This window comes from Achromobacter sp. 18P8.1.1, assembly GCF_057799415.1.
In genome coordinates, this window is record NZ_JBYOKH010000015.1 from 36,077 (window position 1) to 57,069 (window position 20,993).

25 protein-coding genes are annotated in these 20,993 nt (G+C 66.9%); 13 read left to right on the forward strand and 12 right to left on the reverse strand.

Annotation, left to right across the window (positions count from 1 at the left end; translation table 11 throughout):
- Complete coding sequence (locus tag AC27VE_RS12045) at positions 1–1,323, forward strand: 3-deoxy-D-manno-octulosonic acid transferase (protein WP_488703972.1); 1,323 nt, start codon at positions 1–3, stop codon at positions 1,321–1,323.
- Positions 1,324–1,346: 23 nt separating this feature from the next.
- On the opposite strand, the gene AC27VE_RS12050 is transcribed toward AC27VE_RS12045, so the two are convergent.
- Genes AC27VE_RS12050 through AC27VE_RS12060 form a run of 3 tightly spaced genes read right to left on the reverse strand, consistent with a single transcriptional unit; the run spans position 1,347 to position 3,178 of the window.
- Positions 1,347–1,511 (reverse strand): hypothetical protein, encoded by a 165-nt coding sequence (locus tag AC27VE_RS12050; RefSeq protein ID WP_006224857.1) that lies wholly within the window; start codon positions 1,509–1,511, stop codon positions 1,347–1,349.
- Positions 1,512–1,523: 12 nt separating this feature from the next.
- A complete protein-coding gene (locus AC27VE_RS12055; protein WP_488703973.1) occupies positions 1,524–2,330 on the reverse strand; it encodes a type III pantothenate kinase in 807 nt (268 codons plus the stop codon).
- Positions 2,327–3,178 carry a biotin--[acetyl-CoA-carboxylase] ligase gene (locus AC27VE_RS12060; RefSeq protein ID WP_488703974.1) on the reverse strand — a complete coding sequence of 284 codons (852 nt, stop codon included), beginning with the start codon at positions 3,176–3,178 and terminating at the stop codon, positions 2,327–2,329. Before AC27VE_RS12060 ends, AC27VE_RS12055 begins: the two co-directional genes overlap by 4 nt.
- Before the next feature lie 96 nt (positions 3,179–3,274).
- Here AC27VE_RS12060 and AC27VE_RS12065 point away from each other — a divergent pair, with 96 nt between their 5' ends.
- The 10 genes from AC27VE_RS12065 (at position 3,275) to AC27VE_RS12110 (ending at position 11,733) form a co-directional block, all read left to right on the forward strand.
- The gene (locus tag AC27VE_RS12065) at positions 3,275–4,405 is read left to right on the forward strand and encodes an MlaE family ABC transporter permease (RefSeq protein WP_427962386.1); all 1,131 of its coding nucleotides are present in this window, start codon (positions 3,275–3,277) and stop codon (positions 4,403–4,405) included.
- Positions 4,405–5,244, forward strand: coding sequence for an ABC transporter ATP-binding protein (locus tag AC27VE_RS12070; protein WP_006224853.1), 840 nt, complete (start codon positions 4,405–4,407; stop codon positions 5,242–5,244). The genes AC27VE_RS12065 and AC27VE_RS12070 overlap by 1 nt, the downstream gene beginning before the upstream one ends.
- Positions 5,231–6,187: an MlaD family protein gene (locus AC27VE_RS12075; RefSeq protein WP_175216746.1), complete on the forward strand. Its 957-nt coding sequence runs from the start codon at positions 5,231–5,233 to the stop codon at positions 6,185–6,187. The genes AC27VE_RS12070 and AC27VE_RS12075 overlap by 14 nt, the downstream gene beginning before the upstream one ends.
- Positions 6,184–6,885 (forward strand): ABC-type transport auxiliary lipoprotein family protein, encoded by a 702-nt coding sequence (locus AC27VE_RS12080; RefSeq protein ID WP_488703975.1) that lies wholly within the window; start codon positions 6,184–6,186, stop codon positions 6,883–6,885. The genes AC27VE_RS12075 and AC27VE_RS12080 overlap by 4 nt, the downstream gene beginning before the upstream one ends.
- Before the next feature lie 33 nt (positions 6,886–6,918).
- Positions 6,919–7,575, forward strand: a complete 657-nt coding sequence (locus AC27VE_RS12085; protein WP_488703976.1) for an alpha/beta hydrolase — start codon at positions 6,919–6,921, stop codon at positions 7,573–7,575.
- A 152-nt stretch (positions 7,576–7,727) separates the two neighbouring features.
- Positions 7,728–8,990 (forward strand): D-alanyl-D-alanine carboxypeptidase family protein, encoded by a 1,263-nt coding sequence (locus AC27VE_RS12090; RefSeq protein WP_169273412.1) that lies wholly within the window; start codon positions 7,728–7,730, stop codon positions 8,988–8,990.
- 125 nt (positions 8,991–9,115) lie between these two features.
- Positions 9,116–9,982, forward strand: a complete 867-nt coding sequence (locus tag AC27VE_RS12095) for a D-amino acid aminotransferase (RefSeq protein WP_488703977.1) — start codon at positions 9,116–9,118, stop codon at positions 9,980–9,982.
- 112 nt (positions 9,983–10,094) lie between these two features.
- Positions 10,095–10,367 carry a YbeD family protein gene (locus tag AC27VE_RS12100; RefSeq protein ID WP_006224847.1) on the forward strand — a complete coding sequence of 91 codons (273 nt, stop codon included), beginning with the start codon at positions 10,095–10,097 and terminating at the stop codon, positions 10,365–10,367.
- A gap of 11 nt (positions 10,368–10,378) precedes the next feature.
- Complete coding sequence (gene lipB / locus AC27VE_RS12105; RefSeq protein WP_488703978.1) at positions 10,379–11,017, forward strand: lipoyl(octanoyl) transferase LipB; 639 nt, start codon at positions 10,379–10,381, stop codon at positions 11,015–11,017.
- On the forward strand, positions 11,014–11,733 hold the full coding sequence (locus AC27VE_RS12110) for a tetratricopeptide repeat protein (protein ID WP_488703979.1): 720 nt from the start codon (positions 11,014–11,016) through the stop codon (positions 11,731–11,733). The genes lipB and AC27VE_RS12110 overlap by 4 nt, the downstream gene beginning before the upstream one ends.
- A 38-nt stretch (positions 11,734–11,771) precedes the next feature.
- Here AC27VE_RS12110 and AC27VE_RS12115 read toward each other — a convergent pair whose 3' ends face one another.
- A complete protein-coding gene (locus tag AC27VE_RS12115; RefSeq protein WP_488703980.1) occupies positions 11,772–12,584 on the reverse strand; it encodes a substrate-binding domain-containing protein in 813 nt (270 codons plus the stop codon).
- 160 nt (positions 12,585–12,744) lie between these two features.
- Between AC27VE_RS12115 and lipA the strand changes: the two genes are divergently transcribed.
- On the forward strand, positions 12,745–13,749 hold the full coding sequence (lipA, locus tag AC27VE_RS12120) for a lipoyl synthase (protein ID WP_488703981.1): 1,005 nt from the start codon (positions 12,745–12,747) through the stop codon (positions 13,747–13,749).
- A gap of 11 nt (positions 13,750–13,760) precedes the next feature.
- Here the strand turns inward: lipA and rfbC are convergent, their stop codons facing one another.
- Genes rfbC through AC27VE_RS12145 form a run of 5 tightly spaced genes read right to left on the reverse strand, consistent with a single transcriptional unit; the run spans position 13,761 to position 17,741 of the window.
- A complete protein-coding gene (rfbC, locus tag AC27VE_RS12125; RefSeq protein ID WP_488703982.1) occupies positions 13,761–14,303 on the reverse strand; it encodes a dTDP-4-dehydrorhamnose 3,5-epimerase in 543 nt (180 codons plus the stop codon).
- On the reverse strand, positions 14,303–15,184 hold the full coding sequence (gene rfbA / locus AC27VE_RS12130; RefSeq protein WP_488703983.1) for a glucose-1-phosphate thymidylyltransferase RfbA: 882 nt from the start codon (positions 15,182–15,184) through the stop codon (positions 14,303–14,305). The genes rfbC and rfbA overlap by 1 nt, the downstream gene beginning before the upstream one ends.
- Entirely contained in the window at positions 15,181–16,077 is an 897-nt protein-coding gene (gene rfbD / locus AC27VE_RS12135; RefSeq protein WP_088588628.1) for a dTDP-4-dehydrorhamnose reductase, read from the reverse strand. The genes rfbA and rfbD overlap by 4 nt, the downstream gene beginning before the upstream one ends.
- 9 nt (positions 16,078–16,086) lie before the next feature.
- Positions 16,087–17,136, reverse strand: coding sequence for a dTDP-glucose 4,6-dehydratase (gene rfbB / locus AC27VE_RS12140; protein ID WP_488703984.1), 1,050 nt, complete (start codon positions 17,134–17,136; stop codon positions 16,087–16,089).
- Positions 17,137–17,186: 50 nt separating this feature from the next.
- Positions 17,187–17,741, reverse strand: coding sequence for a cob(I)yrinic acid a,c-diamide adenosyltransferase (locus tag AC27VE_RS12145; protein ID WP_006224838.1), 555 nt, complete (start codon positions 17,739–17,741; stop codon positions 17,187–17,189).
- A 215-nt stretch (positions 17,742–17,956) separates the two neighbouring features.
- On the opposite strand from AC27VE_RS12145, the gene AC27VE_RS12150 reads away from it, so the two are divergent.
- Positions 17,957–18,265 (forward strand): copper-binding protein, encoded by a 309-nt coding sequence (locus tag AC27VE_RS12150; RefSeq protein WP_006224837.1) that lies wholly within the window; start codon positions 17,957–17,959, stop codon positions 18,263–18,265.
- Between the two features lie 86 nt (positions 18,266–18,351).
- Here the strand turns inward: AC27VE_RS12150 and hslU are convergent, their stop codons facing one another.
- From hslU to dksA, 3 genes are all read right to left on the reverse strand, one after another.
- The gene (hslU, locus tag AC27VE_RS12155) at positions 18,352–19,686 is read right to left on the reverse strand and encodes an ATP-dependent protease ATPase subunit HslU (protein WP_035213095.1); all 1,335 of its coding nucleotides are present in this window, start codon (positions 19,684–19,686) and stop codon (positions 18,352–18,354) included.
- A gap of 73 nt (positions 19,687–19,759) precedes the next feature.
- Positions 19,760–20,299 carry an ATP-dependent protease subunit HslV gene (hslV, locus tag AC27VE_RS12160; RefSeq protein WP_006224835.1) on the reverse strand — a complete coding sequence of 180 codons (540 nt, stop codon included), beginning with the start codon at positions 20,297–20,299 and terminating at the stop codon, positions 19,760–19,762.
- A 153-nt stretch (positions 20,300–20,452) separates the two neighbouring features.
- A complete protein-coding gene (gene dksA / locus AC27VE_RS12165; RefSeq protein ID WP_006216410.1) occupies positions 20,453–20,917 on the reverse strand; it encodes an RNA polymerase-binding protein DksA in 465 nt (154 codons plus the stop codon).
- Between the last annotated feature and the right edge of the window lie 76 nt (positions 20,918–20,993).

Genomic DNA, 20,993 nt, shown 5'->3' on the forward strand with positions numbered 1-20,993 from the left:
ATGAACCGCGGCGTCTACTCTCTGGCGCTCAGGGCATTGTCACCGCTGGTCTGGCTGTGGATGGCCCGTCGGGCCAGGCGCGCTGGCGGCGAATGGGGAATCTTCTCGCCGGAACGGTTTGGCCATGCCTCAACGCCGTCGCCGGCGGCAGCCGACGCCGTGCCTTTTTCGGCCTGGACGGCGCCCGTGTGGGTGCATGCCGTCAGCCTGGGCGAGACCCGCGCCGCCCAACCGCTGCTGCAGGCGTTGCTGGACCGCGGCCTGCCCGTGTTGTTGACCCACATGACGGCGACCGGCCGCGCGGAGGGCCAGCGCCTGTTTCCCCAGGCCATTGCCTGCGGACAATTGCGCCAGACGTGGCTGCCCTACGACTTTCCCGGTGCGACGCGTCGCTTCATGGATAGCTATCACCCCCGGTGCGGCCTGCTGATCGAACGCGAGATCTGGCCCAACCTGCTGGCGGCGGCCCGGCGCGCGCGCGTGCCGATGGCGCTGGTCAGCGCCCGGTTCTCGGCCTCGTCGCTGCGCCAGGCGAGCCGGATGGGCGGCGTGATGCGCGAAGCGCTGGCCGGCCTGGACCTGGTGCTGGCACAGACTGCCGAAGACGCAGGCAGGCTGGCGCAGGCGGGGGCCGCCGCGCCCATCGTCACGGGCAATCTGAAATTCGATCTGGCCTTGCCGGCACCGCAGGTGCAGGCGGGCCGGGCGTGGCGGGCGCAGTTGGGCAGGCCCGTCCTGGCCGTGGCCAGCACCCGGGAGGGCGAGGACAGCGGTTTCATCGCCGCGATCAAGCGGCATGCCGCCGCGCCGCGGGCGCCGGGCGCCCCGTTGTTCCTGTTGATTCCCCGGCATCCGCAGCGTTTTGACGAGGCAGCGCGCCAGCTGGCGGAGGCGGGGCTGGCGTTCGTGCGGCGTTCTGAGGGCACCGAGCCCGATCCGGACACCGTGGTGGTGCTGGGCGATACGCTGGGCGAGATGGCGTTCTATTACGCGGCGTCGGACGTGGCCATCGTTGCGGGCAGTTTTGCGCCGCTGGGCGGCCAGAATCTGATCGAAGCCTGCGCCGCCGGCGTGCCCGTCATCGTCGGGCCGCACACGTTCAATTTCAAGCAGGCGGCGGAAGACGCGATCACTGCGGGCGCGGTCTTGCGCGTGGCAGATACGGGGCAGGCGGTGGACAGCGCGATGGCCTTGCTTGCCGATGCACCGCGCCGGCAGGCAGCGAGTCAGGCGGCGCGTGCCTGGTTCGATTCGCATGCCGGGGCAACGCGGCGGACCTTGGCCGCGCTTGCGCCTTGGCTGGACCGACCCGGCAGCACCTGATCGGGCTTGCCCCGGGGGCAGGCCTACGGCGCTTTACGGGGAACCAGCGTCACCGCGCCCGGGTTCAGCTCCTGGCTGAACCGGCGGGTGTCGCGGCCTTCGTCTTCGGGCCGTATGCCGATCCAACCTTGGCCCAGCGCCGCTATCCACAGATTGGCCAGCAGGATCAGGATGAAAAGCACTCGCATGGCGGGCCTCGCTCAGGCGTTGGCGTCCAGGGTGGCGCGCGCCACCGCGGCCAGGCCGTCCAGGACGGGGTGATCCAGGTAGACCGGCACCGGGGCGGCGCCGAATGCGCCGCCGGCATCCGCCAGCAGGCGCTCGATTTCCTGATGCACTTCCGGCCAACCGCCGCCCGCCGCGTAGATTTGCGGGGCCTGGCCATAGCGCTGGCGGCCGGCCAGCCATTGGCGCACGACGGCGCCAGCTTGGGCCGCAGCGATGCCCGAGGCGATGGCTTCGTGCGTGTCGACGGGGTAGGCCACGACCTGGCCCTCGGCGATGGGCAGGTTGGCGGTGCCGTGGGCGAGCGACGTGCGCATCATGGCCGGGCCGGGCAGGATCAGGCCGCCGGCGAAGACGTTGTCGGGGCCCACCGTATCGATGGTGGTGGCGGTGCCGAAGCTGGCCAGCAGGAAGGGCGGGTGCGCGCCGGGCAGGCGCGACAGCACGCCCAGGAGCGAAGCCCAGCGGTCCGCGCCCAGTTGCGTGGGCACGCGGTAGCTGTTGACGAGTCCCAAGGTGCTGGCCTGTGAAGGCGACCAGGTGACCGCACAGCCGTGTTTTTGCAGGATGGCGGAAATGGCTGTGCCGCGGGCTTCGCCCGCCACGTTCACGCCCACCGCGCGCATCGGGCGGCGCGGCAGCGCGGCCAGCCAGCGGTCCAGCGCATCCAGGTCCAGGCCGTCGAACGCGACCGCCGCCGGTTCGCGCGGCATGTCGGGGTTGCTAGCGTCCAGCCAACCCACCTTGAGACGGCTGTTGCCGGAGTCGATGAGAATAATCATGCTTGGCGTCGAATCGAAATTTCGCCGACCGAAATCGGTGTGGCACCCTCGGGCGTGCGCACCAGCAGGCGGCCTTGCTCGTCCACGCCGCTGGCAGCGCCGCTAAGCAGGATATCGCCTTTCTCCAGCACGTTGACCGTACGGCCCGCCAGCGCGTCCACCTGGTCGAAACGCTGCCGGAACGCCGCGAAACCGCTGCGCTCCAGCGCCTGGACGGCTTCGTGCCAGGCGGTGGCGCTGGCACAGATCAGGTCGGCGGCGGTGGCCAGCCGGTGCGATTGGGCCTGCACTTGCGTCCAGTCGGCGACCTCGCGGCCCAGCGTCCGGGACAGTTCGGCTGCGTCGATCAGGTTTACGCCCATGCCGATGACGACGGTGTAGCCGGCCTCGCGGCCGCCGGGGTTGCGGGTGGTTTCCACCAGCACGCCCGCCAGTTTGGCGTCATGCCATTGGACGTCGTTGGGCCATTTCATGCACAGGCCGCGGGCGTCCGGGCCGGCGACCGCACGCAGGGCTTCGCAGGCGGCGACGCCGGCCAGCGGGGACAGTGCGGGCAATTGCGCGGCCGGCAGGTGCACGTCGAACGCGCACGAGAACATCAGCGTGGAGCCCGATCGGTTCTGCCAGGGGCGGCCGGCGCGGCCGCGGCCGGTTTCCTGCAGATGGGTGCCCAGCAGCCAAGGCTTGCCGACGCCGGCGCCCGAGCGGGCGCGGGCCAGCAGGTCGGCGTTGGTCGACCCGGTGCTGCCTGTCCAGGCAAGGTCTTGGAATACGGGCAGGCGCGAGCCTAGCTCCCGGGCCAGGGCTTCCGGCGCGGGCAAGTCGATAGGGCGGACGTGATCGGACATGGCGGCGATTGTAGGGCACGCGGCCCCCCTCACGCGGCCTTTCGGCCTTCAAGCGTTTATGATTGGCGATACATTTTGCATCGGTCCCCTGCCTACATGCCGCAAACCGCTTCACCCGCGTCCGCCGCCGCACCATTCCGTCAGGACGGGAACGCCTGCCACGTCGCGGGCGACTGGAGCGTCCTGGCCTTGGCCGAGGCGGGCGAAGTCGAACGCCGGCGCTCGGCATTGGCCCGCGCCGTCCAGGACGGCGTGCGCTGGGATCTGCACGGCATCAGCCGGCTGGACACCATCGGTGCCTTGCTCATTTGGCAGGCCTGGGGCGAAAAGCTGCCCGAACGGGTGCGCTGGTCGGCCGGCCAGCAAGACGTTTTCAACGCGCTGGCCATGAACAAGGGCGGCGCCCGGGCGCCAGAGCCCAAAGCCGAATCCTGGGGCTGGGTGCGCGCCCTGGGCGGTGCGATCTTCCGGGGTGCCGAAAACGGCCGGGCGCTCTTGATCATGCTGGGCCAGCTGGTGCTGGATTTCGCCGCCATGCTGCGCCGCCCACGGCTGGGGCCCTGGCGCGAGATCTCGGCCCAGGTGTACCGTACCGGCGCGCAGGCGCTGGGCATCACGGCGCTGGTCGGCTTCCTGATCGGGGTGGTGCTGTCCTACCTGTCGGCGCAGCAACTGCAGATGATCGGCGCCGACCGCTTCATCGTGCGGCTGCTGGGCGTGTCCATCGTGCGCGAACTGGGGCCCGTGCTGGCCGCCATCCTGGTGGCAGGGCGGTCGGGGTCGGCCATCACGGCCCAGATCGGCGTGATGCGCGTGACGCAGGAACTGGATGCGATGCTGGTCATGGGCATCTCGCACGGCCAGCGGCTGATCCTGCCGCGGGTGCTTGCGCTGGCCGTGACGATGCCGCTGCTGGTGCTGTGGACGGACGCCATGGCGATCCTGGGCGGCATGCTGGCCGCACAGATGCAGCTGGGCGTATCGGCGCAGTGGTTCCTGACATCGTTGCCGGACGCCATCTCTCTGACCAATTATTGGATCGGCATCCTCAAGGGCGTGACCTTCGGTATCCTGATCGCACTGATCGCGTGCCATTTCGGCCTGCGCATCCAGCCCAACACGGAAAGCCTGGGCCGCGGCACCACCACGTCGGTCGTGACCTCGATCACCGGCGTGATCCTGCTGGACGCGCTGTACGCCATCATCTTCAGTTCGGTGGGCATCTGATGAACGGCGCCGCCCAGCACCGGTTGTTCACCGACGATAGCGTCACCGTCGAACCTGTCATCTCGGTGCGCGGATTGCGCACCGCCTTCGGCGACCACGTGGTCCACGACAATCTGGACTTGACCGTCTTCCCGGGCGAAATCCTGGTGCTGGTGGGCGGATCGGGCACAGGCAAGACGGTGCTGCTGCGCCAGATCATCGGCCTGGACCAGCCCGCGGCCGGCATCGTGAAGGTGCTGGGGCATTCGCTGTTCGAGCTGTCGCCCGCCGAACGCAGGCGCCTGTCCTATCGCTGGGGCATGCTGTTCCAGGCGGGGGCGCTGTTCTCGGCGCTGTCGGTGTTCGACAATGTGGCCCTGCCGCTGCGCGAGCTGCGCACGGTGCCCGAAGACCTAGTGCGCGACGTCGTGATGTGCCGGCTGGCGATGGTGGGGCTGTCGGCGCAGGACGCCGGCAAGCGGCCGTCGGACCTGTCCGGCGGCATGGTCAAGCGCGTGGCGCTGGCGCGTGCGCTGTCGCTGGACCCCGAACTGGTGTTCCTGGACGAGCCCACCGCCGGCCTGGACCCGTTGCGGTCGGACGAATTCGTGGACCTGGTGCGCAGCCTGCACCGGCAGTTGGGATTTACCGTCGTCATGGTGACGCACGATCTGGACACGCTGCTGGCGTTGGCCACGCGTGTCGCCGTGCTGGCGGACAAGCGGGTGATCGTGTGCGACACGGTGCCGGAAGTACTGAAGGTCGACCACCCGTTCATTCACACATTTTTCCTGGGCGAACGCGGTTTGCGCGCGCTTGGGGATCTGGCGCCGAAGGGAATGCATCATGGAAAACCGTAGTCATGCGCTCATGGCCGGGATTTTTACGCTGGTCTTGCTTGCCGCCGCCGCGTTGGTGGCCGTCTGGATCGGCCGGGACCGGACCAAGCTGCAAACGTACGAAATCGTGTCGGCCACGGCGGTCAGCGGGCTGAATCCGCAGTCGGCCGTGCGCTATCAGGGCGTGCCGGTGGGCAAGGTGCAGTCGCTGGCGCTGAACCCCGACAAGCCGGGGCAGGTGCGCATCCGCATCGGCGTGGCGCCGAATACGCCGATCACCGAGTCCACCTGGGCCGAGCTGGGCGTGCAGGGTGTGACCGGCATGGCCAACGTGGAACTGCGTGACGACGGCACGTCGCTCAAGCGCCTGGCCTCGTCGGCCGAGCATCCCGCCGCCATTCCGCTGCGTCCGGGTTTCCTGGACCGCATCGAGCAGCGCGGCGGAAAATTGATTTCGAACGTGGAAGAAGCCACCGAGCAGCTGCGCCGCGTGCTGAGCGAACAGAACGTGCAGGCGCTGACTGCCAGCCTGCAAAACGCCACCGACATCACGCAGTCGCTGCGCGATGCCAGTCGTGATCTTGGACCCACGCTGGCCAAGCTGGGGCCGCTGATGGATTCGCTAGGCAATACATCGCGCCAGGCGGACCGCGCCGCGCGGGAGATCGCCGATCTGGCGCAGCAGTCGCGACAGGCGCTGGCGCGGCTGAATGCACCCGACGGCCCCTTGTCGGTAGCCACGCGCAGCCTGAACGACATCGCGCTGGCCGCGGCCCGGCTGGATGGCGAGACCCTGCCCGCCGTCACCAACATGGCCGCCAGCGTCAGCGCAGCTGCGCGTGGCGCCACCAACACCCTGCGCCGTGTGGACAGCACGCCGCAATCGTTTTTGTTCGGCCCGGCGCCCGTTGCGCCCGGACCCGGCGAAGCCGGATTTGCCGGTTTCGGGAGACAGCCCAAATGAAGATGCGCCGCGCCGTACTGATCTTGACCCTGACAATGACCGCGGCCCTGGCCGGCTGCAGCATCGGCCGCGTGGGCGCGCCGCCCTCGGTGTTCGATTTGGGGCTGGACGCCAAGCCCGTGCCTGCGTTGCCGGCACGCGCGCCAATCGCCATGAGCCTGCAAGCCGCGCCTGTTCTGTCGGACACCAGCATGATCTGGCGCGTGGGCGACAGCGCCGCGCCCAAGGCCTACGCGACGTTCCGCTGGGCGTCGTCGCCCACGGAGCTGGTGCGCCAGCGCATCACTGACCGTCTGTCGCGCCAGGGCCCGGTGCTGGCTGATCGCGTCAACCTGCAGATGTCGCAATTGCAGCTGTCGTTGATGCAGTTTGAACAGGTGTATGCCGAAGACGGGCAGTCCAGCGAAGGCCGCATCCTGTTGCAGGCGGTGCTGCTGAATGGCCGCGCCGTCGTGGCTCAGAAGCGCATTCAGGTGCAGACGCCCGCGCCCACGCAAGATGCGGCGGGTGGCGTTGCAGCGCTGCGGCAAGCCACGGATGAGGCCGCGGACCAACTGGCGCAATGGCTGGCCGAGGTGGTGCAAGGCGCACCCGAATCCACCCCTCGACGCGGATTCGGCCCCAGACCAGGCCCGTCGTACGAACCGGCATTCGATATCCCCGCCAAGTCCTCCGGCGCCTCGCGGTCCGCCAATTAAATCGATTTTCCTTTTTGCACGTTGAGTCCTGCCATGTCCTCCGCTCGTACTGATACCCACGCCTTTACCGGGGCCGCCGGCCGCATCGATTGCGCCGTCGACTGGCCCGCGGGCACGCCGCGAGGCTGGGCCCTGGTCTTGCATCCGCATCCGCTGCAAGGCGGCGCGCGCGAAAACAAGGTCGTCACCACGTTGTCGCGCGCCTGCGTGCAGCATGGCTTGGTGGCGGTGCGCCCCAACTTCCGCGGGGTCGGCCTGTCGGAAGGCGAGTTCGATAAATCGGTAGGCGAAACGCAGGACATGCTGGCGGTCGTGGCACAGATGCGCGAGCTGCACCCTGAATTGGCCGAGGCCCCGTGGGTGCTGGCCGGATTTTCCTTCGGCACTGCGGTGGCCGCACAGACCTATGCGGCGCTGGCTGAGGCCGGCGACGCGGTGTTGCCGGCGGCGCTGATGCTGATGGGGCCGGCCGTGAACCGCTTCCAGTCGCACGAAGTGCAGGTTCCTGACGATACGCTGATGGTGCACGGCGAGGAAGACGAAGTCGTGCCGCTGTCCGAAGCCATGGACTGGGCGCGTCCGCGTTCGATTCCGGTGGTGGTAGTGCCGGGCGCATCCCACTTTTTCCACGGCAAGCTGCTGGTGCTGCGCCAACTGGTGCAGGCGCGCCTGAAGGTCGCTCTGGACTGATCGACCGTTGCGGCCGGGCCGCAGGTTGCATCAGGTTGCATGATTTAAATGCTGCGGAACCCTGCGCGGGGCGGACGGGTCCAATGGGCTGCCTATAATTGTCAGCCATTAGCCCCGCGCCGGCGGGCGTCTTTCCTGGACCCACGTTGCCGATGAAGAATTTGCCTTACTCCGCTCAATCCCCCGTTGTCTTGACCCGCCGCTTGCTGTCTGGCGCGGTGCTGTCGGCGATGCTCGCGGCCTCGATGCCGGTCTGGGCGCAACAGGCTCCTGCCGCCGCACCCGCCGCGGCTGGCGCTACGGCGCCGGCTCCGACGGCTTCGGGTGCGGTGCCGGTGGGTGACGTGTCGGCCGTGCCGGCGCCCACCATCGCGGCCAAGGCCTGGATTGTGATCGACGTGAACAGCGGCCAGACACTGGCCGCCTCCAACCCCGACATGAAGGTCGAGCCGGCCTCGCTGACCAAGATCATGACGGCCTACGTCGTGTTCAACGCGCTGGATGAAAAGCGCCTGACGCTGGAGCAGACCGTGCCCGTGTCCGAGCACGCCTGGCGCACCGGCGGCTCGCGCATGTTCATCGAACCGCGCAAACCCGTCACCGTCGACGAGCTGAACCAAGGCATGATCGTGCAGTCGGGCAACGACGCCTCCGTGGCGCTGGCCGAGGCCGTGGGCGGCAGCGAAGCCGCCTTTGCGTCGCTGATGAACCAGGAAGCTGAACGCCTGGGCATGAAGAGCACGCACTTCATGAACGCGACTGGCCTGCCCGACCCCCAGCACACGACCTCCACGCGCGACCTGGCCACCTTGTCGTCGCACCTGATCACCGATCACCCCGACTTCTTCCACTACTACAAGCAGAAGAGCTACACCTACAACAAGATCACGCAGCCCAACCGCAACCGCCTGCTGTGGGCCGATCCGTCGGTGGACGGCATGAAGACCGGCCACACCGATTCGGCCGGCTACTGCCTGGTGTCGACGGCGGTGCGCGGCGACCGCCGCATCCTGGTGGTCGTGGTGGGCACGGACAGCGAGGCCACGCGCGCCGAAGAAAGCCTGAAGCTCTTGAACTGGAGCTTCCAGAACTTCGACACCGTCAAGCTGTTCGACAAGAGCCAGCCGGGCATCGATGCGCGCGTCTGGGAAGGCACGGCTGAAAACGTCAAGCTGGGCCCGCCCAACCCGGTGTCGATCGCCGTGCCGCGTGGCAAGGCTGGCGACTTGAAGCCGGTGGCGCAGCGCACGGATCCGCTGATCGCCCCGCTGGCCAAGGGCCAGCAGGTTGGCACGCTGCAGTTCACGCTGGATGGCAAGGTGCTGCGCACCGAACCGCTGGTGGTGCAGGACGCCGTCGAACGCGCCGGCTTCTTCGGCCGCATGGTCGACACCGTCAAGCGCTGGTTCCAGTAAGCGGGCGCGCCACGGGCGCGACCCCGGGTGTAAGCTAGCAGCGGGCGTTTCGTACGCGAAACGCCCGTTTTCCATTTTGGGACGGACCGGGAGGTTCGTCCTTCGCCATTTCACAGGAGTGCCTCATGATTCCGGGCGTGCCGGGCGAAAGCCAGGTGTATCTCAACGGTGAGTTCCTGCGTGTGGACGAGGCCAAGGTCTCCGTCCTGGATCGCGGCTTCATTTTCGGCGACGGCATCTACGAAGTCGTCCCCGTCTACCAGGGCAACGCGTTTCGCATGGCGGAGCACTTGAACCGCCTGGACCGCAGCCTGGCTGCCTTGCGCATCGCGCAGCCCTTCGACCGCGAAGGCTGGGTCAACCTGATCGAGCAGTTGCTGGCGCGCTCGAACCTGGAGACCTGCATCGTGTACCTGCAGGTGACGCGCGGCGTCGCCCGTCGCGACCACCAGTTCCCGGCCACGCCGGTCACGCCCACTGTGTTCGGCATGATTTCGCCGTGGGCGCCGCCGTCGAACGCGCAGCGCACGCAGGGCCTGACCGCCATCAGCATCCCGGACGAACGCTGGCTGCACTGCGAGATCAAGTCGGTGTCGCTGCTGGGCAACGTGCTGGCCAAGCAGCAGGCCGTGGACGCCGACGCCGACGAGGTCGTGCAGTTCCGCGACGACTACCTGACCGAAGGGTCGTCCACCAACATCTGGGTGGTTTCCGGCGGCAAGCTGTTGGCCCCGCCGAAGAACAACCTGATCCTGGAAGGCATCCGCTATGGGCTGATGGGCGAACTGGCGGCCGAGGCTGGCGTCCCCTTCGAGGCGCGCCGCATCACGCGGGAAGAGGTGGAATCCGCCGACGAACTGATGCTGTCGTCGGCCACCAAGGAAGTGCTGCCGATCGTGGCGCTGGACGGCAAACCGGTGGGATCCGGCAAGCCCGGCCCCGTTTTCGAGCAATTGCGTGCGGGTTATGATGCCCGCATCGCCGCGCTGTAGACCGTTGTTCCGGGCGGCCCTCCGGGCCGTCCCGCCCCCAGCGGACACTTGCCAACGCACCGGTTGCCCCCATATAAGAACATTCAGGGGCAACACCCACTCTAGGCAAATCATGCATATTCCGCCCGAAGAATCGCTTATCGAATATCCCAGTGACTTCCCCATCAAGGTCATGGGCAAGCACCATCCCGAATTCGCGCAGACGCTGACCGAAGTCGTGTTGAAGTTCGACCCGGGCTTCGATGCCGCCACCGTCGAGATGCGCCCCAGCAAGGGCGGCAACTACATGGGCCTGACCTTCACCGTGCGCGCGACCTCGCGCGAACAGCTCGACAGCCTCTACCAGGCGCTGCACGGCCACCCGATGGTGTCCATCGTTCTGTAAGCGGGATCGCCGTGATCAAGTGGCTCGCGCGGCCGGCGGACTATCTGCCGGTCTGGCAGGAAATGCAGGCGTACACCAACCAGCGCGGCGCCAATACGCCTGACGAGATCTGGCTGTGCGAGCACGCGCCGGTCTACACCCTGGGCCAGGCCGGCCTGCCGCAGCACGTGCTCAACCCCGGCAACATCCCCATCGTCCACTGCGACCGCGGCGGCCAGGTGACCTATCACGGCCCGGGCCAGGTGATGGCGTACGCGTTGTTCGACCTGCGCCGTGTGGACATGTACGTGAAGGAATACGTCAACTTGCTGGAAGGCGCCGTCATCGACACGCTGACCCAGCATGGCGTCGACGGTGCTTGCCGCAAGCCTGGCGCACCGGGCGTATACGTGCCGGACCCCGATGGCGGCGAACTGGCCAAGATCGCCGCGCTGGGCATCAAGATCCGCAACGGGCGGGCTTATCACGGCGTGTCGCTGAACGTGGCGATGGACCTGGCGCCCTTTTTGGGCATCAACCCCTGTGGCTACGAAGGGCTGCGCACCGTCGACATGGCGGCCTGTGGCGTGCGGCGCACGCCTACCGACGTGGGCGACGCGCTGGCGCAGAATCTGGCGGCCGCCTGGCGCCGCGCAAGGAACCCGATATGAAGACATTCAGCGCCGCCGACGTTGCCGCGACGTCCCCGGAACAGCTGGCGCGCCTGCGTGAAGGGCCGCCCGAAGACTACGCCGCCTGGATCCGGGCGGCGGCCGAACTCGGGCTCGTTGAAGCGCAGACGATCTACGGGCAGATGCTGCTGGACGGCGTGGGCGTCGAACGCCAACCGGAAGAGGGCCTGGCGTGGTTCAAGCGCGCCGCCAACGCCGATCACCCGATGGCCATCAACATGGTGGGCCGCTGCTACGAAAACGGCTGGGGCGTGCCGCGCGACGATACGGTGGCGGCGTACTGGTTCCGGCTGGCCGCCGACCGCGGGCTGGATTGGGGCATGTACAACTACGCCCATATGCTGCGCAGCGGCCGGGGCGGGGTCACGCAGAACAAGGCGGCGGCGCTGGCCTTGTACCAGCAGGCGGCGCAGACCGGCCACGTGAAGTCGATCGGCGTGGTCGGGCGCTTCTATGAAGCGGGTGATGTGGTCGAACAAGACCTGGAACGCGCCTTCGACTGCTACCAGCGTTGCGCCGAAGGCGGCGACTTCCGGGGCATGTTCCACCTTGGGCGCCTGCTGTTGCTGCGAGGCAAGAAAGAAGAGGGGGTGCAGTGGCTCGTTCGCGTGCCGGAAACGTCCACCCCGGCGTTTCTAAAGGAAGCCAACGCCATGCTGCAGGATTGCGGATTCCCGGCGCTCTACGAGGTGTGACGTAGCCCGGCAGTCAGAACGCTCGCGCTACACCCATCCTACGTGCTTAACCGGGTTTCGAAGACCGCTTCCAGCGTGTCGCCTTGGCCGACGCCGCGTACGCCGGCCAGGCGGTCCAGCAGCAATTGGGCCGCCCGCCTGCCCAGGTCGGCGGCATCCACGCCCAGCGTCGTCAGGCCTTGCGCCCATTGGGCCGCGCTGCCATCGTCCGTGAAACCCAGCACCGCCAGGTCCTGCGGCACGTGCAGGTCGCGGTTGTGTGCTTCGGAGACCGCGGCGGCGGCCAGCAGGTCCGACGTGCAGAACACCGCGTCGAAGATCGTGTTGGTGGCCAGCAACCGCAGGAAGGCCATGCGGCCGTCGTTCATCTGCTGCACCTCGGGCTGCACGATGTCGGCAACCCGGTCCAGGCCCAGCGCGGCAGCCGTACTGAGGAAACCGTCGCGCCGCGCGCGCTCCCACGGGTTATCGGCGCTGATGCAGGCCACCATCGCGTGGCGCTTTTCGGCCAGATGACGCGCCGCCGCGCGTCCGGCTTCCTCGTTGTCGATCACAACCGCGCTGTCCAGCGGCCGGGCCGAGGCGCTCCAGGTTTCCACCACCGGTATTTCCAGCGCGGCCAGCCCGGCCCGCAGGACGGGCTCGTCCAGGGGGCCAATGACCAGGGCGGCGGCCGGGCGCAGGACGGCCAGCTGGGGCAGCATGGCGGCATCGCGCCAGGGGCCGGCGGCCAGGTAATAGCCGGCGGGCGCCAGGCGTTCAGCGCAGGCCTGGATGGCGCGGCCAGCGGGCCCGGCATCCAGGCGGGGCGCGATGAGCGCCACGGGGCGCAGCGTAGGCAGGGAAGACATGGGGGAATTTCAGGGGATTCGTCAGGCGTGACGATAACCCAGCCGCGCGGGTGGCGCCGGGGCGCGGGCGGGCGTTCGCGGCGGATCCCGGCGCGGAGGGGTAAAATGCCTCTTTTGTCTCAGACCGGGCCGTCTTGCGCCCCGGTTTCGAAGGTGCCCAATGTCTACGCTCGCCGAGTCTCCTGTTCCCTCGAACGAATCCGCCGCCGCGCCCGCGGACTCGGCCTACGATCCGACGCAAAAGCAGAAATCGCAGGCCAAGACGGCACGCATCCCCATCAAGATCATTCCGGCCGAACGCCTGAAGAAGCCCGAGTGGATCCGCGTGAAGGCCGCCGCGCCGGGCTCGCGCTTCTACGACATCAAGCGCATCCTGCGGGAACACAACCTGCATACGGTGTGCGAAGAAGCGTCCTGCCCGAACATCGGCGAATGCTTCGGCAAGGGTACCGCCACGTTCATGATCATGGGCGACAAGTGCACCCGCCGCTGCCCGTTCTGTGATGTGGGCCATGGCCGCCCCGACCCGCTGGACACCAAAGAACCCGAGAACCTGGCGCGCACCATCGCCGCATTGAAGCTGTCTTACGTCGTGATCACGTCGGTCGACCGCGACGACCTGCGCGACGGCGGGGCCGCCCACTTCGTGGATTGCATCACGCACATCCGCGAACTGTCGCCCACCACCCGCATCGAGGTCCTGGTGCCTGACTTCCGCGGCCGCCTGGACCGTGCGCTGGCGATCCTGAACGCCGGCCCTCCGGACGTCATGAACCACAACCTGGAAACCGTGCCGCGCCTGTACAAGCAGGCCCGCCCGGGTTCGGACTACATGCACTCCTTGAAGCTGCTGGCCGAATTCAAGAAGCTGCATCCGGAAATGCCCACCAAGTCCGGCCTGATGCTGGGCCTGGGCGAGACGGACGAAGAAATCCTGCAAGTCATGCGGGATATGCGCGAACACAATGTGGATATGCTGACGATCGGCCAGTATCTGCAGCCGTCGGAGCACCATCTGCCGGTGTTGCGCTACGTGCACCCGGATACGTTCGCGATGTTTGAACGTGAGGCGTATGCGATGGGGTTCTCGCATGCGGCAGTGGGCGCGATGGTGCGTTCGTCGTATCACGCGGACGAGCAGGCGCACGCGGCTGGCGTGAACTGAGTCAGCCTGAGTCAGCCCGTTTCGGCGTCGTCCAGGGACACGCCGTTACCGTCCTTGGCGGACAGCAACGGCGTCAGGCCGCCCGGCCAGGCGATGCCCAAGGCCGGATCGTCCCAGCGGATGCAGCGCTCATGGTGCGGGGCGTAGTAGTCCGTCGCCTTGTACAGGACGTCGGCGGAATCCGACAGCGTCAGGAAACCGTGGGCGAATCCTTCGGGGATCCACATCTGGCGCTTGTTCTCTGCCGAGAGCACCACGCCAACCCATCGCCCGAAGGTCGGCGACGTGCGCCGCACGTCGACCGCCACGTCGAATATCTCGCCCGCGCATACGCGCACCAGCTTGCCTTGCGGCTGCGTCACTTGATAGTGCAGGCCGCGCAAGACGCCCTTGGCCGAGCGCGAATGGTTGTCCTGCACGAAGCGGCGCGAGAGGCCGGTCGCGGCTTCGAAAACGTCCTGGTTGAAACTCTCGAAGAAGAAGCCGCGCGCGTCGTTGAACACGCGGGGTTCCAGGACCAGCACGTCTGGGATGGCTTGCGCAAGGGCTTTCATCAGAACACCTTATCCACCAGGACACGCCTCAGGTATTGGCCATAGCCGCTTTTGGACAAGGGCGCGGCCAGCTTTTCCAGGGCGTCGGCGCTGATCCACCGCTGGCGGAAGGCGATTTCTTCTGGACACGCCACCTTCAATCCCTGGCGGTGTTCCAGCGTGGCGATGAACTGGCTGGCTTCCAGCAGCGATTCGTGGGTGCCGGTGTCCAGCCAGGCAAAGCCGCGTCCCATGATCTCCACGCTCAGCTTGCCTTGCTTCAGGTAGTGCTGGTTCACGTCTGTGATCTCGAGTTCGCCGCGCGCGGACGGCCGGATGCCGCGGGCGACGTCGATCACATCGTTGTCGTAGAAATACAGGCCGGTGACGGCATAGCCGGATCGGGGGCGGGCGGGCTTTTCCTCGATGGACAGCACCTTGCCGTCGCGGTCGAATTCGGCCACGCCGTAGCGCTCCGGGTCCTGCACGTGATAGGTGAACACGGTGGCGCCGTCCGGGCGTCCGTTGGCGTTTTGCAGCAGCCGGGGCAGTTCGTGGCCGTAGAAGATGTTGTCGCCCAGGACCAGCGCGCAGGGGTCTTGCCCGATGAAGGGTGCGCCGATCAGGAACGCCTGCGCCAACCCGTCGGGCGAGGGTTGCACCGCGTAGGCAAGATTCAAACCCCATTGCGATCCGTCGCCCAGCAACTGCTGGAACCGCGGCGTGTCCTGCGGCGTCGAGATGATCAGGATGTCGCGGATGCCCGCCAGCATCAACGTGGTGAGGGGGTAGTAGACCATCGGCTTGTCGAAGACCGGCAGCAGTTGCTTGCTGACCGCCAGCGTCGCCGGATGCAGTCGTTCGCCGGTGCCGCCGGCCAGCACTATGCCTTTACGCATCATGTGAATTCCCCGCGCGCCGAAAGTTGATCCAGGAAGCGGTCCGCGCCTTGCGTCCAGGAGGGCAGCGGCAGCGCCAGTGCGGCCGAGAGCCGCGTGGTGTCCAGCCTTGAATTGTGCGGGCGTTTGGCCGCGGCGGGGTAGTCTTTCGAGGCGATGGCGCGGATCCGATCCGGAGTCAGTGCCAGGGCCGCACCCCGCGCCGCAGCGCCGGAAACCAGATAGCGCGCGAAGGCATGCCAACTGGTGGCGCCGCCGGCAGCCAGATGATAGATGCCGGCCGGCAGCCGCTGTTGTCGGTGGCGGGCCACGGCCTGTGCCGTGACGTCGGCGATCAGCGAGGCGGAGGTCGGTGCGCCGATCTGGTCTGCCACGACATCCAGATGGTCCCGGGTCCGAGCCAGACGCAGGATCGATGTGGGGAAGTTGCGGCCGTGCGGCGCGTAGACCCAGCTGCAGCGGAACACCAGCGCGTCGCAGCCGCTTTCCAGCACTGCCGACTCCCCCGCGAGTTTGGTGGCGCCATAGACGTTCAGCGGGCGGGGCGTATCGGTTTCCGTGTACGGCTGGTCGCTGTCGCCGTCGAAGACATAGTCGGTGGAATAGTGCACCAGCAGGGCGCTTGCGTCCTTCGCGTACTGCGCCAGCGCGGCGACCGCCTGCGCGTTGACCTGACCAGCCGCCTCCCGATCGGTTTCGGCCTGGTCCACGGCGGTATAGGCCGCCGCGTTCACGATTACATCGGGACGGTGCGCAGCCAAGGCGCGCAGCAAGGCATCCTGATCGCGCAGGTCGACGTCGCCGTGGCCAAGCGGGACGACCTCGCCCAGTGCGGGCAAGGCGTGCCGCAGTTCCTGACCAATCTGACCCGCTTTGCCCAGCAGTAGGATCTTCACGCGGTTCCGCTAAATCGTGGAGTGGGTGCGATAAGCGCCGCTGGCAACATTTGCCACCCATTGCGCTTCGTCCAGGTACCACTGCACCGTCTTGCGGATGCCGGATTCGAAGGTCTCGGCCGGTATCCATCCCAGGTCGCGCTGCAGGCGCGTCGCGTCCACGGCATAGCGGCGGTCATGGCCGGCCCGGTCCGGCACGTGGACGATCTGCGATGCGTACGACTGGCCGTCGGCCCGCGGCCGGCGCTCGTCCAGCAGCGCGCACAGGCCTCGCACCAGATCCAGATTGGTCTTTTCGTTCCAGCCGCCCACGTTGTACGTCGCCCCCGGAACACCGGCTTGCAGCATCCGGCGGATGGCGTCGCAGTGGTCGGCCACATACAGCCAATCCCGCCGCTGCAGGCCGTCGCCGTAGATCGGCAGCGGCTTGCCGGCGAACGCGTTGTGGATCACCAGGGGAATCAGCTTTTCCGGAAACTGCCGCGGGCCGTAGTTGTTCGAGCAATTCGACGTCAGGACGGGCAGCCCGTAAGTCTGGTGATAGGCACGCACCAGGTGGTCGCTGGCCGCCTTGCTGGCGGAATAGGGGCTGTTCGGCGCGTAGCAGGTCAGCTCGGTGAACGCAGGGGCGTCTTCGTCCAGCGAGCCATAGACTTCGTCGGTGGAAATATGCACAAAGCGGAAATCCGCCTTGCCGCCGTCGTCCAGCGCCGACCAATAGTGGCGTACGGCCTCCAGCAGGTGGAAGGTCCCGACGACGTTCGCCTGCAGGAACGTGCCCGGATCGGCGATGGACCGGTCGACGTGGGTCTCGGCGGCGAAATTGATCAGCGCGCGAGGGCGGTGCGTGTGCAACAGCGCCGACACCGCCGCCTGATCGGCGATGTCGCCGTGGACGAACGTGTGCCGCGCGTCGAGCGCCAGCGATGCCAGATTGTCCAGATTGCCGGCGTAGGTCAGCTTGTCCAGCGTGACGACCGGTTCGTCGCTGCGGGCAAGCCAGTCCAGGACGAAGTTGGACCCGATAAAGCCGGCGCCGCCGGTGACGATAATGCTCATGTGCTTGGAAATCTGAAGGCCGGGGACGTCCGGCGTGTCGCGGCCACGCCTTAGCGGCGCGCCTGGGCTCCCGCCCAGAACGTGTCTTTCTGCCCCGCATGCTGGTTTATACAACGGGCCAGCACGAACATCAGGTCCGACAACCGGTTCAGGTACTGGCGCACCGGAGGATTCACAGATTCGGCCCCCGCCAGCGCCACCACCGCCCGTTCTGCCCGCCGGCAGACGGTGCGCGCCACGTGTGCCTGGGCGGCGGCCCTCGTGCCGCCAGGCAGAATGAATTCGCGCAGCGGGGCCAGCGTCGCGTTGTAGTGCGCCAACCGCGCATCCAGGCGGGCGATTTGCGCGTCAGTCACGGCGGCGTGGCCGGGAATGCAGAGTTCCGCGCCCATGTCGAAGAGGTCGTGCTGGATCGCCATCAGGTCAAGCGAAATCTCGGGCGGCAGGGGGTCAGTCAGCAGCAGGCCGATGACGCTGTTCAATTCATCCACATCGCCCAGGGCCGCGATGCGGGGGCCATCCTTGGGAACGCGCGATCCGTCCCCCAGCCCTGTCGTGCCGTCGTCTCCGGTGCGGGTGGCAATGACGGATAAGCGGTTGGCCATGGGGAGTGTCCTGAATCGGGGAAAAGGAAGGAGGCGGATTGCGTCCGGGGGTAAGCGCACGCCCGGGCGGACGGCCGCTTCGCAATCAACTGTAAGGATTGTTGCGTCGGCCCAGCCGGAACTGTTGCATAACGGCGGTATCCTAGCATTGTGGAAAGCAGCAAGGGCGCGGGTTTCAGCCCCTTCGGCTTTCGCTGTCAATGGAGGACGCCTGTATGGCTTTTGACCGCAAATATGCAATGCCTATGGCCATCGCCACCGCGATGGCCGTCGTGACGCTGGCTACGCCCTTGGCGTTCGCCCAAACGGCCGACGCCAGCGGCGAAGTGCGCCGGGTGGATCCGGCCGCGGGCAAGGTCACGATCAAGCACGACGAGATCAAGGCCCTGGACCTGCCGGCCATGACGCTGGTCTATGAGGCGGATCCGCCGGCCCTGCTGTCCAAGATCAAGGCGGGCGACAAGGTCCGCTTCACGGCCACCCGCAAGGACGGCAAGTATGTCGTGACGGCGATCACGAACTGACGCCGCGCCATGAAAAACGCCGTTTGCCGCAAGATTGCGATAAACGGCGTTGATCAGAAGGGAGCGCGCCAGGCGCGCTGCCCGATTTACAGCACGTAGCGCGCCAGGTCCTGGCTGCTGGCGGCTTCCGCCAACTGCGAGTTGACGTAGGCGGCGTCGATCTTCACGTGCTTGTCCTGGCTGGACGTCGCGTCGAACGACAGCTCGTCCAACAGCTTTTCCATCACCGTGTACAGGCGGCGGGCACCGATGTTCTCGGTGGTTTCGTTCACGTCGTAGGCCAGTTCGGCCAGGCGGCGCACGCCCTCATCCGTGAACTCCAACTGCACGTCTTCGGTGGCCATCAGCGCGGTGTACTGCTTGGTCAGCGAGGCGTCCGTATCGGACAGGATGCGCACGAAGTCTTCGGCGGTCAGCGATTCCAGTTCCACGCGGATCGGGAAACGGCCTTGCAGCTCGGGAATCAGATCCGACGGGCGGGCCAGGTGGAATGCGCCCGACGCGATGAACAGGATGTGGTCGGTGCGGACCATGCCGTAGCGCGTGTTGACGGTCGTGCCTTCAACCAGCGGCAGCAGGTCGCGCTGCACGCCCTGGCGCGACACGTCGGCGCCGCCCGATTCCTGGCGGGCCGCGATCTTGTCGATCTCGTCCAGGAAGACGATGCCGTTCTGCTCGACGTTGTTGATGGCCACGGTGCGCAGGTCTTCTTCGTTGACGCGCTTGGCGGCTTCTTCGTCGACGATCAGCTTGAAGGCTTCGCGCACCTTCATTTTCTTGGGTTTTTTCTTGTCGCGGGCCATGCCGGCGAACATGCCGCGCAGCTGCTCGGCCATTTCTTCCATGCCGGGGGGCGTCATGACGTCCATCTGCGGCGCGGCCTGGGCCACTTCGATCTCGATTTCCAGATCGTCGATCTTGCCTTCGCGCAGGCGCTTTCTGAATGTCTGGCGGGCGCTGTTGTCTTCGCCGCGTTCCGGTTCGCCGGAGGCGCCGCGGGCGGGCGGGACCAGCGCGTCCAGGATGCGGTCTTCGGCGGCGTCTTCGGCCTGGGTGCGCACGCGGCGCATTTCCAGTTCACGCGTCTGCTTGATCGAGTATTCGGTCAGGTCGCGGATGATGGTGTCGACGTCGCGGCCCACATAGCCCACTTCCGTGAACTTGGTGGCTTCGATCTTGATGAAGGGCGCGTTGGCCAGCTTGGCCAGGCGGCGCGCGATCTCGGTCTTGCCCACGCCGGTGGGGCCGATCATCAGGATGTTCTTAGGGTGGATCTCGTGGCGCAGGGGCTCGGCGACCTGCTGGCGGCGCCAGCGGTTGCGCAAGGCCACGGCGACCGCGCGCTTGGCGCGATTCTGGCCGACGATGTATTTGTCGAGTTCGGAGACGATCTCTCCGGGCGTCATGTTGGATGCGGACATGAGGGCGAATCCTTGAAGCTAGGGCGGGCTGGGGAGGCGGCGGCGGCGCACCCGGTGCGCCGCGTGGCGGGCGTCAGTCGCCCAGCGTTTCGATGACGTGGTTCTGGTTGGTATAGATGCAGAGGTCGCCGGCGATTTCCAGCGATTGCTTGACGACGGTCTCAGGCGACAGGTCGGTGTTGCGCAGCAACGCCAGGGCAGCCGATTGGGCGTAGGCGCCGCCGGAGCCGATGGCCGCGAGGCCGTGTTCGGGTTCCAGCACATCGCCGTTGCCGGTCAGCACGAGCGTGTGCTCGGTGTCGGCCACGATCAGCATGGCTTCCAGCCGGCGCAGGACGCGGTCGGTGCGCCAGTCGCGGGTCAGTTCGACCGCGGCGCGCATCAGGTTGCCCTGGTGCTTTTCCAGCTTGGCTTCAAAACGTTCCTGCAACGTGAATGCGTCGGCGGTGGCGCCGGCGAAACCGGCCAGGATCTTGTCGTGGTACAGGCGGCGGATCTTGCGGGCCGTGCCCTTGACGACGATGTTGCCCAGGGTGACCTGGCCATCGCCGCCGAGCGCGACGCGGTTGCCGCGGCGCACACACACGATGGTGGTGGCGTGAAATTGTTCCATGCGTTCCTTCCTTTGAAAGGACTAGCTGGGGGCGGTTGACCGGAAATCAAGGCTGCGGGCGTGCATCCTCTGGGCCGGCAAAAAGGACAATAAAAAAGGCTATGCCGGAAACCAGCATAGCCTTTCAGGGCATGGCGTGAATGTCGGGACGGATTAGTCGCCGTACAGCTTTTGGCGCATTTCACGGCGTTCCTGCGCTTCCAGCGACAGGGTGGCCGTGGGGCGGGCCAACAGGCGGGGTACGCCGATCGGTTCGCCCGTTTCTTCACACCAGCCGTATTCGCCGCTGTCGATGCGGGCGATGGACTGTTGCACCTTTTTCAGCAGCTTGCGCTCGCGGTCGCGGGTGCGCAGCTCCAGGGCGTGTTCTTCCTCGATGGTGGCGCGGTCGGCGGGATCGGGCACAAACTGCGTTTCGCGCAGGTGCTCAGTGGTTTCGCCGGCGTTGGCCAGGATGTCCTGTTCGAGTTGTTTGAGCCGTTCCTTGAAGAAAGCCAGCTGGCGTTCGTTCATATAGTCGGACTCGGGCATGGCCAGCAATTCCTTCTCGCTGGGCAGATCAATCGCCGTATCGCTCGTCGACTTGCTTGATTTTTTGGTTGCTGCCTTGGTAGCCATGAAAACACTCCACTATGAATCGATCCTGGCGCGGGCGTCCTTTCCCAGTCCGTGTTGCTTGCTGCTTACGCTATTC

Excerpts from the sequence above, each read along its gene's own strand:
- lipA (WP_488703981.1), top strand. The coding sequence starts at position 12,745 with ATGTCTACGCTCGCCGAGTCTCCTGTTCCCTCGAACGAATCCGCCGCC.
- AC27VE_RS12055 (WP_488703973.1), bottom strand. The coding sequence starts at position 2,330 with ATGATTATTCTCATCGACTCCGGCAACAGCCGTCTCAAGGTGGGTTGG.
- AC27VE_RS12075 (WP_175216746.1), top strand. The coding sequence starts at position 5,231 with ATGGAAAACCGTAGTCATGCGCTCATGGCCGGGATTTTTACGCTGGTC.
- dksA (WP_006216410.1), bottom strand. The coding sequence starts at position 20,917 with ATGGCTACCAAGGCAGCAACCAAAAAATCAAGCAAGTCGACGAGCGAT.
- AC27VE_RS12050 (WP_006224857.1), bottom strand. The coding sequence starts at position 1,511 with ATGCGAGTGCTTTTCATCCTGATCCTGCTGGCCAATCTGTGGATAGCG.
- AC27VE_RS12115 (WP_488703980.1), bottom strand. The coding sequence starts at position 12,584 with ATGTCTTCCCTGCCTACGCTGCGCCCCGTGGCGCTCATCGCGCCCCGC.
- AC27VE_RS12045 (WP_488703972.1), top strand. The coding sequence starts at position 1 with ATGAACCGCGGCGTCTACTCTCTGGCGCTCAGGGCATTGTCACCGCTG.
- rfbC (WP_488703982.1), bottom strand. The coding sequence starts at position 14,303 with ATGAAAGCCCTTGCGCAAGCCATCCCAGACGTGCTGGTCCTGGAACCC.
- AC27VE_RS12100 (WP_006224847.1), top strand. The coding sequence starts at position 10,095 with ATGCATATTCCGCCCGAAGAATCGCTTATCGAATATCCCAGTGACTTC.
- rfbA (WP_488703983.1), bottom strand. The coding sequence starts at position 15,184 with ATGATGCGTAAAGGCATAGTGCTGGCCGGCGGCACCGGCGAACGACTG.
- AC27VE_RS12085 (WP_488703976.1), top strand. The coding sequence starts at position 6,919 with ATGTCCTCCGCTCGTACTGATACCCACGCCTTTACCGGGGCCGCCGGC.
- AC27VE_RS12065 (WP_427962386.1), top strand. The coding sequence starts at position 3,275 with ATGCCGCAAACCGCTTCACCCGCGTCCGCCGCCGCACCATTCCGTCAG.
- AC27VE_RS12060 (WP_488703974.1), bottom strand. The coding sequence starts at position 3,178 with ATGTCCGATCACGTCCGCCCTATCGACTTGCCCGCGCCGGAAGCCCTG.
- rfbB (WP_488703984.1), bottom strand. The coding sequence starts at position 17,136 with ATGAGCATTATCGTCACCGGCGGCGCCGGCTTTATCGGGTCCAACTTC.
- AC27VE_RS12110 (WP_488703979.1), top strand. The coding sequence starts at position 11,014 with ATGAAGACATTCAGCGCCGCCGACGTTGCCGCGACGTCCCCGGAACAG.
- hslV (WP_006224835.1), bottom strand. The coding sequence starts at position 20,299 with ATGGAACAATTTCACGCCACCACCATCGTGTGTGTGCGCCGCGGCAAC.
- AC27VE_RS12070 (WP_006224853.1), top strand. The coding sequence starts at position 4,405 with ATGAACGGCGCCGCCCAGCACCGGTTGTTCACCGACGATAGCGTCACC.
- AC27VE_RS12145 (WP_006224838.1), bottom strand. The coding sequence starts at position 17,741 with ATGGCCAACCGCTTATCCGTCATTGCCACCCGCACCGGAGACGACGGC.
- AC27VE_RS12080 (WP_488703975.1), top strand. The coding sequence starts at position 6,184 with ATGAAGATGCGCCGCGCCGTACTGATCTTGACCCTGACAATGACCGCG.
- AC27VE_RS12095 (WP_488703977.1), top strand. The coding sequence starts at position 9,116 with ATGATTCCGGGCGTGCCGGGCGAAAGCCAGGTGTATCTCAACGGTGAG.
- AC27VE_RS12150 (WP_006224837.1), top strand. The coding sequence starts at position 17,957 with ATGGCTTTTGACCGCAAATATGCAATGCCTATGGCCATCGCCACCGCG.
- hslU (WP_035213095.1), bottom strand. The coding sequence starts at position 19,686 with ATGTCCGCATCCAACATGACGCCCGGAGAGATCGTCTCCGAACTCGAC.
- AC27VE_RS12090 (WP_169273412.1), top strand. The coding sequence starts at position 7,728 with ATGAAGAATTTGCCTTACTCCGCTCAATCCCCCGTTGTCTTGACCCGC.